General features: G+C 68.0%; 14 protein-coding genes. 11 read left to right on the plus strand and 3 right to left on the minus strand.

All coding sequences use genetic code 11. The features are described from left to right. The first annotated feature begins 130 nt into the window (after positions 1-130). From LPC10_RS12640 to LPC10_RS12650, 3 genes are all read left to right on the plus strand, one after another. Positions 131-1438: a capsule biosynthesis protein gene (locus LPC10_RS12640; protein ID WP_231342011.1), complete on the plus strand. Its 1308-nt coding sequence runs from the start codon at positions 131-133 to the stop codon at positions 1436-1438. Between the two features lie 71 nt (positions 1439-1509). Beyond that, positions 1510-2277 (plus strand): SDR family oxidoreductase, encoded by a 768-nt coding sequence (locus tag LPC10_RS12645; RefSeq protein WP_231342013.1) that lies wholly within the window; start codon positions 1510-1512, stop codon positions 2275-2277. Beyond that, positions 2277-3134 carry a formyltransferase family protein gene (locus LPC10_RS12650; RefSeq protein WP_231342015.1) on the plus strand — a complete coding sequence of 286 codons (858 nt, stop codon included), beginning with the start codon at positions 2277-2279 and terminating at the stop codon, positions 3132-3134. The genes LPC10_RS12645 and LPC10_RS12650 overlap by 1 nt, the downstream gene beginning before the upstream one ends. A 3-nt stretch (positions 3135-3137) precedes the next feature. Here LPC10_RS12650 and LPC10_RS12655 read toward each other — a convergent pair whose 3' ends face one another. Continuing rightward, positions 3138-4418, minus strand: coding sequence for an O-acetylhomoserine aminocarboxypropyltransferase (locus tag LPC10_RS12655; RefSeq protein ID WP_108940450.1), 1281 nt, complete (start codon positions 4416-4418; stop codon positions 3138-3140). 444 nt (positions 4419-4862) lie between these two features. On the opposite strand from LPC10_RS12655, the gene petA reads away from it, so the two are divergent. From petA to LPC10_RS12675, 4 genes are all read left to right on the plus strand, one after another. Then, positions 4863-5411 carry a ubiquinol-cytochrome c reductase iron-sulfur subunit gene (petA, locus tag LPC10_RS12660; protein WP_231342016.1) on the plus strand — a complete coding sequence of 183 codons (549 nt, stop codon included), beginning with the start codon at positions 4863-4865 and terminating at the stop codon, positions 5409-5411. 34 nt (positions 5412-5445) lie between these two features. Then, positions 5446-6738 (plus strand): cytochrome b/b6, encoded by a 1293-nt coding sequence (locus LPC10_RS12665; protein WP_108940452.1) that lies wholly within the window; start codon positions 5446-5448, stop codon positions 6736-6738. Positions 6739-6759: 21 nt separating this feature from the next. Next, positions 6760-7653 (plus strand): cytochrome c1, encoded by an 894-nt coding sequence (locus tag LPC10_RS12670; RefSeq protein WP_231342018.1) that lies wholly within the window; start codon positions 6760-6762, stop codon positions 7651-7653. Positions 7654-7856: 203 nt separating this feature from the next. After that, entirely contained in the window at positions 7857-8732 is an 876-nt protein-coding gene (locus tag LPC10_RS12675; protein WP_231342020.1) for an S-methyl-5'-thioadenosine phosphorylase, read from the plus strand. 117 nt (positions 8733-8849) lie between these two features. Here the strand turns inward: LPC10_RS12675 and LPC10_RS12680 are convergent, their stop codons facing one another. Together LPC10_RS12680 and LPC10_RS12685 are read right to left on the minus strand one after the other, a co-directional pair. Next, the gene (locus tag LPC10_RS12680; protein WP_231342021.1) at positions 8850-9128 is read right to left on the minus strand and encodes a YARHG domain-containing protein; all 279 of its coding nucleotides are present in this window, start codon (positions 9126-9128) and stop codon (positions 8850-8852) included. Positions 9129-9163: 35 nt separating this feature from the next. Continuing rightward, entirely contained in the window at positions 9164-10069 is a 906-nt protein-coding gene (locus LPC10_RS12685) for a metallophosphoesterase (RefSeq protein WP_231342022.1), read from the minus strand. 193 nt (positions 10070-10262) lie between these two features. On the opposite strand from LPC10_RS12685, the gene hisB reads away from it, so the two are divergent. The 4 genes from hisB to hisA are packed head-to-tail and all read left to right on the plus strand — an operon-like array spanning position 10263 to position 12830. After that, a complete protein-coding gene (gene hisB, locus LPC10_RS12690; protein ID WP_231342023.1) occupies positions 10263-10850 on the plus strand; it encodes an imidazoleglycerol-phosphate dehydratase HisB in 588 nt (195 codons plus the stop codon). Positions 10851-10873: 23 nt separating this feature from the next. Beyond that, positions 10874-11374 carry a DUF2628 domain-containing protein gene (locus LPC10_RS12695; RefSeq protein ID WP_231342027.1) on the plus strand — a complete coding sequence of 167 codons (501 nt, stop codon included), beginning with the start codon at positions 10874-10876 and terminating at the stop codon, positions 11372-11374. Next, positions 11371-12033, plus strand: coding sequence for an imidazole glycerol phosphate synthase subunit HisH (gene hisH, locus LPC10_RS12700; protein ID WP_231342028.1), 663 nt, complete (start codon positions 11371-11373; stop codon positions 12031-12033). Before LPC10_RS12695 ends, hisH begins: the two co-directional genes overlap by 4 nt. A 41-nt stretch (positions 12034-12074) precedes the next feature. Further along, entirely contained in the window at positions 12075-12830 is a 756-nt protein-coding gene (hisA, locus tag LPC10_RS12705) for a 1-(5-phosphoribosyl)-5-[(5-phosphoribosylamino)methylideneamino]imidazole-4-carboxamide isomerase (protein WP_231342030.1), read from the plus strand. Positions 12831-12855: the final 25 nt, after the last annotated feature.

Here is a 12855-nt window from a genome sequence, read left to right on the forward strand (position 1 = left end):
CGGCAACGGAGACCGCAAATTCTCCCGACTGCCCCGAGCGGTGATTGTCGTACGCGCGGCTGTCGTGAGAGGTGCTCAGCCGGCCAATGCAATACCGATCGCTTCACGACTAGGAATTGAGCGCCTGGGAATGTCGCAGCCTCGTGCCAATACCATAGGCCACCACGGCGCCACGTTCCTGTTCCTGCAGGGGATCGCTTCTCCGTTCTTCTCGGTGCTTGGCACGGCCCTGCGCGAGCGCGGCCACGGGGTCCGGCGCATCAACTTCTCAGCTGGCGACTGGTTGTTCTGGCCCCATCCGGCGGATCACTATCGCGGCAAGCGTGAGGGCTGGGAGGCTTATCTCGAAGCCTATCTTCGCACGCACGCCATCACCGACATCGTGCTGTTCGGCGATTGCCGTCCCTATCATCAGGCCGCGGTCCAGGTCGCCAAACCCATGGGCGTGCGCATCCACGTGTTCGAGGAGGGCTACGTCCGGCCTTACTGGATCACCTGCGAGGCCGGCGGCGTGAACGGCAACTCGACCTTGCCCAAGCGGGCGGAGGAGATCCGGGAGCTCGCCCGCAGGCTGCCGCAGCCCGGCCGGGCCATGCCGCTCACCGGGGACATGGCCCGCCGCAGCCTGTGGGATATCGGCTTCAACATCGCCAATATCGGCTTTCCCTACCTCTATCCGGGGTTCCGCACCCACCGGCCGAATCACATCGCGGCCGAGTATGCCGGCTGGATCCGGAAGTTCGTGCGCCGCCGCCGCACCCGCCGCGAGGCGGCGCGGGTCAACGAGATCTACCACGCGATCAACGCCGACTATTTCCTGCTGCCGCTCCAGCTCGACAGCGATTACCAGATCCGCGTCCACTCGCCGTTCCTCGGCGTCGAGGGCTTCATGGATCGGGTGATCGCCTCCTTCGCCAAGCATTCGCAGGCGCCGACACGGCTCTTGGTGAAGCTGCACCCGCTCGACAGTGGCATCATGAACTGGCGCAAGCGTGCCCGCCAATCGGCGAAGCGCCACGGCTGCAACGACCGGCTCGACTTCATCGACGGCGGCGATCTGCCGAAGCTCATCGACGGCAGCCGCGGCGTGGTGCTGGTGAACTCGACCGTCGGGATGCTCGCCCTCGAGCGTGGACGGCCGACGCTGGCCTTCGGCTCGGCCGTCTACAACTTGCCGGGCCTGACCCATCAGGGCGACATCGACACCTTCTGGCGCAATCCGCAGGCGCCCGAGGCGGACCTGATGCAGGATTTCCTCCGCGTCGTCATGCACCGGACTCAGATCAACGGCGGCTACTTCTCCCGCTCGGCGATCGCGCGGGCGGTGGCCGGTGTCGTTCCCCGTCTCGAGGCGGCGCTGCCGCCCGCCTCGCTGGCGGCCGCCCGCGATTCGTTGGAGCAGGCCGACCGCGAGGAAATCCTCTCGCCCGCCTATTGACCGCCAGCCACTGACGCGGGTCCGGAATCCTTCGACTGCGACCCGGCCCCTTGCGGAAAGAACACGCCGCCTTGTCCGTCATCCTCATCACCGGCGCCTCCAGCGGCATCGGCGCGGCCCTGGCGCGCTTCTACGCCGCGAGGGGAGCGGGCCTCGTGCTCACGGGGCGCGACCGGGAGCGGCTGGAAGCCGTGGCACAGGGTTGTCGGGCGCTGGGAGCCGAGACCCGGATCCGGCTGATCGACGTGCGCGAGCGCGAGGCCATCGGCGCCTGGATCCGCGAGACCGACGCGCAGACGCCGCTCGATCTCGTCATCGTCAACGCCGCGGTGAACGGAGGGCACCCGTCCGGTGGCCTGGAGACCGATGCGACGGCCTTCGAGACCGCCGATATCAACTTCACCGGCGCGCTCAACGTCATGCTGCCCTGCGTGACCCTGATGAGCGAGCGTGGCCGGGGGCAGATCGCGCTGATCTCCTCACTCGCGGCCTATGCGCCGTTGCCCGACGCGCCGGCCTATAGCGGCGCCAAGGCGGCGCTCCTGGCCCACGGCCTTGCCCTGCGCCAGAAGCTGAAGCCGCTCGGCGTGCGCCTCAGCGTGGTGACGCCGGGCTACGTGAAGACGCCGATGGGCGGCGTCATCAAGGGATGGCGCCCGCTCGAAATCACTGCGGACGAGGCGGCCGCCCGCATCGCCGGCGGCTTGGAGCGGGACCGGGACGTGATCGCCTTCCCCGCGATCCTGGCCGCGCTCGCCCGCGGCGCGCTGCTGGTGCCGGAATGGGTCCGCAGCGCCGGTCTGCACGGTTTCCGCTTCCGCAACCGGCATCGGCGCTGATGGGTGCGCCCCGGATCGCCCTGTTCGCGCTGGAGGCGCTGCCGAACGCCCGCGCCGTGCGCCGCTTCGTGGCGGATCACGCGGAAACGATCGCCTTCGTCGGGCTCTCGAATGCCGAGCGACCGGCCACCGGCGGGCTCATCGGCCAGGTCCAGCGCCATCTCGCCCGATCCGGCCCCGGTTTCCTCCCCTATCTCGGCGTCAATTTCGGGCTGCCCGACCTGCTGCGCCCGCTCGCGCCACTCACTCAGCGCCTTGCCGGCACGGCCGGGACCCCCGAGGCTACGCCGCTCGCCGCCCTCTGCCGCCGGCTCGCGATTCCGGTGCTGCGAATCGACGACGTGAACGGCGAAGAAGTCGCCCGAGCCTTCGCGACGCATGCGCCCGATCTGATCGTCGCCTTCCATTTCGATCAGATTTTCTCGGCAGGGACGCTGAAGCGGGCGCGGCTCGGCGGAATCAACCTCCATCCGAGCCTGCTGCCGCTTCACCGCGGCCCGGTGCCCACGATTCACGCTCTGGCCGACGGGAAGGGGGCGTTCGGCGTCACCGTCCACCGCCTCGCCTCCGCGATCGATGCCGGGGCGATCCTCGCGCAGGAGGCAGTCGCGCTGCCGGACGACACGACGGCCACCCGCGCCTCGGTGCGTCTGCACGAGCACGGCCGCATCCTGGTGGATCGTGTGCTCGGCGAAATCGCCGCCGAAGGGGCGATTCCGGCGGGCCGCAGCGTTCCGGTGCTGCCCTATTGCGGCTTTCCCGACCGGGCGCTGCTCGCGCGGATGCGCCGGGAGGGGCGGCTCCTCACCGACGTGCGGGATCTGCGGGACGCGCTGACGCTGTCCCGCAGGGCGTGAGCCTCACGCCCGCAGGGCGGCGTCGAGGTCGTCGATGAGATCCTGCGGATCCTCGATCCCGATCGAGAGGCGCACGACTTCGGGGCCGGCCCCCGCCGCCCGCTTCTGCTCGTCGGTGAGCTGGCGGTGCGTGGTCGAGGCGGGGTGGATCACCAGCGAGCGGGTGTCGCCGATATTGGCGAGGTGGCTGAAGAGCTGGAGATTCGACACCAGCTTCACGCCGGCCTCGTAACCGCCCTTGAGGCCGAAGGTGAACACGGCGCCCGCGCCCTTGGGCGTGTAGCGCTGGGCTAACGCATGGTAGCGGTCGCTCTCAAGACCCGGATAGCTCACCCACTCGACCAGTTCATGCCCGGCGAGGAAGCTCGCCACCTTCAGGGCATTGTCGGAGTGGCGCTGCATCCGCAGCGGCAGGGTCTCGATGCCGTTGAGGATCAGGAAGGCGTTGAACGGCGAGAGCGCCGGCCCGAGGTCACGCAAGCTGAGGACACGGACAGCGATCGCAAAGCCGAAATTCCCGAAGGTCTCGGCCAGCACCATGCCGGCATATTCCGGCCGCGGCTGCGATAGCATCGGGTAGCGCTCGTCGCCCTGCCATTGAAACGTGCCGCCGTCGACGATCAGCCCGCCGATCGAATTGCCGTGGCCGCCCAAAAACTTGGTGGCCGAGTGCACGACGATGTCGGCGCCGTGCTCGAACGGCTTGATCAGGTACGGCGTCGCCATCGTGTTGTCGACGATGAGCGGGATGTTGTGGCGCTTGGCGATGACGCTGAGGGCGGCAATATCCGTGATGACCCCGCCGGGATTGGCGATGCTCTCGCAAAAAATCGCCTTGGTGCGCGGGGTGATGGCGCGTTCGAACGAGTCCGGGTCGTCGGTGTCGGCCCAGACCACCTGCCAGCCGAAGTTCTTGTAGGAGTGATTGAACTGGTTGATCGAGCCGCCGTAGAGCTTGTTCGCCGCAATGAACTCGTCGCCCGGCTGCATCAGCGCGTGGAGCGTCAGGAATTCGGCGGCATGGCCCGAGGCGACGGCCAGCGCCGCGGTGCCGCCTTCCAGCGCCGCGATGCGCTCCTCCAGCACCGCGTTCGTCGGGTTGGTGATGCGGGTGTAGATATTGCCGAAGGCCTGGAGCCCGAACAGCGAGGCGGCGTGGTCCACGTCGTCGAAGACGAAGCTCGTCGTCTGGTAGATCGGCGTCGCCCGCGCGCCCGTGGCCGGGTCGGGGGTCGCGCCGGCATGGATCGCGAGGGTGTTGAAGCCGGGCTGGCGGTCGGTCATCGAAAAACTCCTCAAGACGCGTCGTTTACGCTCCTGCTCTTCGGCGGTGCAAGCGCGGCGGTGGCATGCGTGGCCACGCGACCGCCTGCAGCGGGACTTCGCGCCTCGGGTTCCACAAGCATGAGCGGCCGGCCGACGTGGCGGCCCATCCGCACCATGCGTTCCGGAGATGATGCTCTGCGGTAACGATCACCGGGGATCGTTGTGGTGCCACACGCCGCATCAAGCGCGGCAGTCTGGACAGGTTCGCATCTGGCATGTCAGAGAGCCGCGCAGGAAATAAAACGGTAATCCGGTGACCCACGGTCGCATTGATTGCCGCGGCGCGATGGTGTCACCCCTTGCGCCAGGTTTCGAATTCGAAAGCCTCCAAGGCGCGCGCAGCCGGGAAAGCCCGGGGCGCCACGAGAGGCTCGGCGCGACGGCTGACGGGAGGGCTGCACCTTGGCGGACGAAGGGCCTCAGGGCACCAAGCGAGATTTCCTCTTCCTCGCCACGGGCGCGGGATTGGCCGTCGGGGCCGGCGCGGTGGCGTGGCCCTTCGTGGCCTCGATGGCACCCGATGCCGCCACCGTCGCTGCCGGTGCGCCGCTCGACGTGGATCTCAGCCCGATCCAGGAAGGCCAGATCGTCAACGTGTTCTGGCGCGGCAAGCTGATCTTCGTGCGCAAGCTCACGGAGAAGGAAGTCACGGACATGAAGGCCGTGCCGCTCTCCGAGATGATCGATCCGGCCGCGTTCGACACCCGAGTGAAGTCAGGGCATGACCGTTGGCTCGTGGCCTACGGCAACTGCACTCATCTCGGCTGCGTGCCGATCGGCCATTCCGGCAATTACGAGGGCTGGTCCTGCCCGTGCCACGGCTCGCAGTTCGACGCCGTCGGCCGCGTGCGCCGCGGCCCGGCGCCGACCAACCTCCCGATTCCGCCCTACGCCTTCGAGACCGATACCAAGATCAAGATCGGCGAAGAAGGCGGCAAGGCGGTCGCCTGACAACAGGACACGAGAAGCCGGAGCGGGCAAACCGATGAGCAGCGCACACGCGACCTCGACCTACGTACCCAAGAGCCGCCTCGCGAAGTGGTTCGAGTCACGGCTGCCGCTGGTCGGGCTGGTGCACTCGTCCTTCGTCGCCTTCCCGGTTCCGCGCAACCTCAACTACTTCTGGACCTTCGGCGCGATCCTGATCGCGTTCCTCGGCATTCAGATCATCACCGGCGTCTGGCTGGCGATGCACTACGATCCGAACGCCAGCAACGCGTTCGAGAGCGTCGAGCACATCATGCGCGACGTGAATTACGGCTGGCTCCTGCGCTACGCGCACGCCAACGGCGCGTCGATGTTCTTCGTGGCGGTCTACGTCCACATCTTCCGCAACCTCTATTACGGGTCCTACAAGGCTCCGCGCGAGGTGCTCTACCTGCTCGGCGTCATCATCTACCTCTTGATGATGGCCACCGCCTTCCTCGGCTACACCCTGCCGTGGGGCCAGATGAGCTTCTGGGGCGCTACCGTCATCACCAACATCCTGGCGGCGATTCCGGTCGTCGGCGACACGATCCAGAGCCTGCTCTGGGGCGGCTACTCGGTCGGCAACCCGACCATCAACCGCTTCTTCTCGCTGCACTTCCTGCTGCCGTGGATGATCGCCGGCGTCGTCGTCCTCCACGTCTGGGCGCTGCACGTCACGGGCCAGAACAATCCGGCCGGCATTCCGATCAAGTCGAGCAAGGACGCCGTGCCCTTCACCCCCTACGCCACCGTCAAGGACGTGTTCGCGGTGGTGGTGTTCATGATCCTGTTCGCGTGGTTCATCTTCTACCAGCCGAACTATCTCGGCCACGCTGACAACTACGTCCCGGCCAACCCCTCGGTGACCCCCGCGCACATCGTGCCGGAATGGTACTTCCTGCCCTTCTACGCGATCCTGCGCGCGGTCCCGGACAAGCTCGGCGGCGTCATCCTGATGTTCGGTGCGGTGCTGATCCTGGCCTTCGCCCCCTGGCTCGACACCTCGCGGGTCCGCTCCTGCAACTACCGTCCGGTCTACCGGGTGTTCTTCTGGGTGTTCCTGATCAACGCCATCCTGCTCGGCTGGCTCGGCGCGAAGCCCCCGGAGGGCGGCTACGTCCTCGCCTCGCGGATCTGCACCATCTACTACTTCGCCCACTTCCTCCTCGTCATGCCGCTGGTCGGCCTGTTCGAGACGCCTGACCGCCTGCCGGGTTCGATCCTCGAGACCGTGACCGGTCCAGGCAAGCAGGTGAGCGGGTCCGGCATGCCCGCAGGCGCGGCGGCCGAACCGGCCAAGCGCGCCTAGCGCCAGAGGGAGAGAACACCGATGCGCATCGCACGCCTCGCCGCCGCGGCCCTGCTCGCGGCCTCCCTCGGTGCCGGCTCGGCCCTGGCCGACGACGGACACGGCATCAATCCGCCGCGGGAGAAGTGGTCCTTCGCCGGCATGTTCGGCCGGTTCGACCAAGCGCAGCTCCAGCGCGGCTTCCAAGTCTACAAGGAGGTCTGCGCCAACTGCCACTCGATGCGGCTCGTCGCCTTCCGCAACCTCGCGGAGCCGGGCGGTCCCGGCTTCACCGAGGGGCAGGTCAAGGCGCTCGCTGCGACCTACAGCGTCAAGGAACTCGACGATTCCGGCGCCGAGAAGGAGCGTCCGGCCCGACCCGCCGACCGCTTCCCGTCGCCCTTCCCCAACGACAAGGCGGCGGCCGCGGCCAATGGCGGCAAGGCGCCGCCGGACTTCTCGGTGCTCGCCAAGGCCCGCACCTACGAGCGCGGCTTCCCGCTCTTCGTGTTCGATGCGCTGCCCTTCACCGGCTATTCCGAGCAGGGCGTCGACTACATCCACGCGCTGCTGACAGGCTACGAGGAGGCCCCGAAGGGCTTCACGATGCCGGACAGCGGCTACTACAACAAATACTATCCCGGCCACGTGATCGCGATGCCGAACCCGCTGAGCGACGGGCAGATCACCTATCCGAAGAACGACAAGGGCGAGCCGGTCGTGCCCGAGACGGTCGAGCAATACTCGCACGACGTGTCGGCCTTCATGGCCTGGGCGGCCGAGCCGCACATGATGGCCCGCAAGGCGCTGGGTCTTCGCGTGATCCTGTTCCTCATCGTACTGGCCGGCCTGCTCTATTACGTGAAGAAGCAGATCTGGAAGAAGGTCGGCGGCGAGGTCCACGGCCTCCAGCCCGAGCTGCACAAGACCTACTGACCGGTTCAGTCATCGGACGGACGAACGGGCCCCTCGTGGGCCCGTTTGCGTGTCGGGGGACGCCTGCGCTAAGGGGGTTCCATTGCCGGACGAGCCGATCCGCGCGCATTCAAAACGTCATCGCCGACATTTAAGCCGGTCCCGCGCGACAACGCGTGGCGCCGACCGCGAAGATATCGGCCACACCACACAAGGATTCTTGCATGACGGCAGCGGTTCTCGGCGTGATCGGCGGCTCGGGTGTCTATGATTTGCCCGGCCTGGAGGATGTCCGCGAGGAGACCATCACCTCGCCCTGGGGCGAGCCCTCCGACGCGCTGCGCATCGGCCGCATCGGCGAGACCAAGGTGGTGTTCCTGGCTCGCCACGGGCGCGGCCACCGTTTCTCGCCGACCGGCATCAACTATCGCGCCAACATCGACGTGATGAAGCGCGCGGGCGTCACCGACATCGTCTCGCTGTCCGCCTGCGGCTCGTTCCGCAACGAATTGCATCCGGGCCTGTTCGTGCTGGTCGATCAGTTCGTGGACCGCACGTTCGGCCGCGCGACCTCCTTCTTCGGCAATGGCTGCGTTGCCCACGTGTCCTTCGCCCAGCCGGTCGGTCCGGTGCTGCAGAAGCGCATCGCCGCCGCGGCGGAAGCCGAGGGGATCTCGGTGCACCGGGGCGGCACCTATGTCTGTATGGAAGGGCCGCAATTCTCTTCGCTCGCCGAGTCGAAGCACTACAAGGCTTCGAATTTCGACGTGATCGGCATGACCAACATGCCCGAGGCCAAGCTCGCCCGCGAGGCCGAGATCACCTACGCCACCATCGCCATGGTGACGGACTATGATTGCTGGCACCCGAGCCACGACAGCGTCGACGTGGCCTCGGTGGTTGCGGTGGCCCGCGCCAATGCCGGCAAGGCGGCGCAGCTCGTCGCTCGCGTCGCCCGCGACTTCCCGGCCGAGCGCGAGGCGTGTCCCGCGGGCTCGCACCGGGCGCTGGACGGCGCGATCATGACGGCGCCCGCCCAGCGCGACCCGGAACTGCTGGCCAAGCTCGATGCGGTGGCTGGACGGGTGCTGAACGGCTGAACGGTCATCGCGCAATGGCAGCCGGAGCGATCCGGTCCGCGAGGGTTCAGGGCGGGCGTCTCACTCGCCCGCCTGGACGACGTTGCTCTCTGTGACGGAGCGAAGTCAGAGTCGGATTTACCGCGCGCAGCCAGCGGCGCGCTCCTGGCGCTGGATGTCGGCGATGTCGGCGCGCTGGCGGGCGGAGAGGGGCACGTCGGCCAGCTCGTCGTACTTGCAGCCGGCATTGCCGAAGGCGCGGATCGCCCGCTCGGTGCGGAAGCAGTAGCCCGCATCCTTGTAGATCGCGTTGCGCTCGCCCCACAGCTCGTCACAGGGGAAGGCCGCCAGCGCGGGCGAGACCGACATCGACAGAAGACAGGCGGCTGTGACGCCAGGCAAGGAGAGGACACGCATGAAAGTGGCTCCGATCCGCCGGAGCACGGGCGTCCTCAGGCGGGCTTGAGGGTTAGGGAACGACTCGGCTCACGACCGAAGCCCTGAATCTCCAGCCGGTTGCCCGCAATCTCGACGATGGCAAAGGCCGAGCTGGCGGGCGTGTCTACCATGCCGTGGAAGGTGACGTAGTGGATTCCGTCGCGCTCGGCGTAGTTGCCCGCATGATTATGGCCGTTGAAATAGGCGATGACGTGCGGCTGCCGGGCGAGAAGGGCAGTGATCCGGCCCGCATCCCAGAGATTGTGCGGGTTGTCGGGCGCGATCGGGTAGTGGCTCAGCACGACGACCCGCTCGCCGGCCGCCCGCGCCGTCTGAAGACTCCTCTCAAGCCATGCGAACTGCGCATCGCCGAGTGAGCCGTTCCAGGGCTTGGCGTTGACGAGGCCTTCCGCCTTGGCCCGCTCCAGACGCTCGGCCGCCAAGGTCCGGCGCGGGTCGTCCGGTGGTGGGGCGAACAGCGAGACGTCGTTGCCGTCGAGCACGATGAAACGGGTACCGGCGACCGCGAAATCGTAATACGAGCCCTCCATCCCGAGCAGGCGCGGCACCCGTCCGCGATGTTCGGGCGCCACGTCGAAATCATGGTTGCCGAGCACGAACCGCGTCTCGTGGCGAAGCGTCCGGTAGATCGGCAGGATCCGCTCATAGCTGGCCACGTCCCGATCGATGACGTCGCCCAGCGTCACCACGAAACGCAGGTCTTCGCCGTTCAAGGCGGCGACGGCGGCGCGCATCTTGTCGAGGCTGTTGGCGTAGTAGCGGCCAAGGGTCGGATGCGGCGGTGCCTCGGCATATTGCGGGTCGGCGATGACGCCGAAGCGCAGCCGGTTCTCGGCGGCACCTACCTTGCCGGCCATGAGCGCAGCACTGGCGGCGAGAACGGAACGTCGGGACAGCATGGCGGCTCCTCTCGGCCGGTCGAAGCAGGCCAAGCTGTCCTCGCCGCATGACCCGCGGATGACGTCATGCTGCGGTTCATGATGGGGCCCGGCGCCAAAACCCTTCCCCCGGCGGGTGTTTCCACACTACAAGGCAGGCCCGGCCGGCCTCCGAAGCCCGCCGATCGTTCCAGGATCAGACATCCAGCACGCGATGCGTACAGCCAGCATCAGCCGCCGCACGGCGGAGACCGACGTTTCCGTCTCGATTGATCTCGACGGCACCGGCAAGGCCGAGATCTCGACCGGCGTCGGCTTCCTCGATCACATGCTGGAGCTGTTCGCCCGGCACGGCCTGTTCGATGTGACGATCAAGGTCGAGGGTGACCTGCACGTCGATCAGCACCACACCACCGAGGATACCGGCATCGCGCTCGGACAAGCGGTCGCGAAGGCGCTCGGCGACAAGCGCGGCATCGCCCGCTACGCCGACATCCACCTGCCGATGGACGAGACCCTGAGCCGTATCGCCATCGATATCTCCGGCCGTCCGTTCCTGGTCTTCCGCACGAGCTTCCGCGTCGAGAAGATCGGCCAGTTCGATACCGAGTTGGTGCGGGAGTTCTTCCAGGCCTTCGCGATGAATGCCGGCATCACGCTGCATGTCGAGACACTCTACGGCGAGAACGCGCACCACATCGCCGAGAGCGTCTTCAAGGGGCTGGCCCGGACCTTGCGCAAGGCCGTCGCCATCGACCCGCGCGAGGAGGGCCGCGTTCCCTCTACCAAGGGATCGCTCTGACGGTGATCGGGGGAGGAGCGAAGATGCGGACCTATACGCTGCACGTTCCCGAGGGTTCGGTTCGCGGTGATCCCCGCGCTCTGGAGCAGGCGCATCTCGTGCGCGACGGCTTCGCGTGGGGCGCTTTCGCCTTCACGGTCCTGTGGTTCGTGCGTCATCGCCTCTGGCTCGCGGCGCTCCTTGTACTGGCGGGGCTCGTCGCCCTCGCCTTCGCGGGCCGGGCGCTCGCCCTCTCACCCTTCGCGGCGCTGGTCATCACGGTGCTGGCGAGCCTGCTGATCGGCCTCGAGGCGTCGAGCCTGCGCCGCTGGACCTATGGCCGCCGGGGCAAGCCCGCTCGGGATGCGGTGATCGCGGGCTCGCATGAGGAAGCCGAGTTGAAGGCCGCCGCCCGCTGGCTCGACGCCGAGTCGACCCCGGGTATCGCCACGGTGGGAGCCGCTGCGCCCGCCGCGACCCGTCTCCCCCAGCGCCGCGACGACGCGGTGATCGGCCTTTTCCCCGCGAGCGAGGGTGGACGGTGAGCGAGCAGACCGTCGCGATCATCGATTACGGTTCGGGCAACCTCCATTCGGCGGCCAAAGCGTTTGAGCGTGCGGCCCGCGAGGCCGGGCTTGACGGCACCCGCATCGTCGTCACCGACGTGCCGGAGGCCGTGGCCGGCGCCGACCGCGTGGTGCTGCCCGGCGTCGGCGCCTACGCCGATTGCCGCCGCGGCCTCGATGCGGTTCCCGGCATGGTCGAAGCCATGCGGGAGGCCGTCAAGAACCAGGGGAAGCCGTTCCTCGGCATCTGTGTTGGGATGCAGCTCATGGCGAGCCGCGGCCTCGAATACGAGGAGACCGCGGGTCTCGGCTGGATTCCCGGTGACGTTGCCCCGATCGAGCCGGCCGATCCGGCCCTCAAGATCCCCCATATGGGCTGGAACACCCTGCATCTCGACCGCGAGCACGCGCTGCTGCGCGACATCGCGATCGGGGAGGGGGGGCTCCACGCCTATTTCGTCCACAGCTTCGCGCTGAAAGCCGCCGAGCCGGCGGACGTGGTCGCCCACGCCGAGTATGGCGGTCCGGTTACGGCGATGGTCGCGCGCGACAACATCGCCGGCACCCAGTTCCACCCCGAGAAGAGCCAGCGCCTCGGCCTCGCGCTCCTCGGCAACTTCCTGCGCTGGCGCCCCTGAGGACGCCCGCTTTCCGACACACCGACCCGGCGAGTCTACGCGTGATCCTGTATCCGGCCATCGACCTCAAGGAAGGGCGCTGCGTCCGCCTCGTTCAGGGCGACATGGCCCAGGCCAAGGTCTTCAACGACGATCCCGCGGCCCAGGCCGAAGCCTTCGAGATGCAGGGCTTCTCCTGGCTCCACGTGGTCGATCTCGACGGCGCCTTCGCGGGCGCGCCGCGCAACGCGGCCGCCGTCGACGCGATCCTGGCCCGCGTGAAACTGCCGGTCCAGCTCGGCGGCGGCGTGCGCGAGATGCGCACCCTCGAAGGCTGGCTGGAGAAGGGCGTGCGCCGCGTCATCATCGGCACCGCGGCCGTGCGCGACCCCGCCTTCGTGCACGAGGCCGCCCGCCGCCATCCGGGACGCATCGCCGTCGGCATCGATGCCAAGGACGGGCGCGTCGCGGTCGAGGGCTGGGCGCAGACCTCCAGCATGACGGCGGAGGAACTCGGGCGCCGCTTCGAGGATGCGGGCGTGGCCGCCATCATCTACACCGACATTGCCCGCGACGGCATCCTGAAGGGCCTCAACATCGAGATGACGCTGGCGCTCGCCTCCGCCGTGAGCATCCCCGTCATCGCCTCGGGCGGCCTCGCCTCGATGGCCGATGTCGAGCGGCTGCTGGAGCCCGATTGCGCCGTGCTCGCCGGCGCCATCACCGGCCGCGCCCTCTATGACGGGCGCATCGATCCGAAGGAGGCGCTGGCTGCCATCGCCCGCGCCGCGGCCAGCGGCAAGGGAAGCGCCGCGTGATCGCCGCACTTCGACCGCCGGCCCC

The sequence above is a fragment of the Methylorubrum sp. B1-46 genome (assembly GCF_021117295.1).
GTDB lineage: Bacteria > Pseudomonadota > Alphaproteobacteria > Rhizobiales > Beijerinckiaceae > Methylobacterium.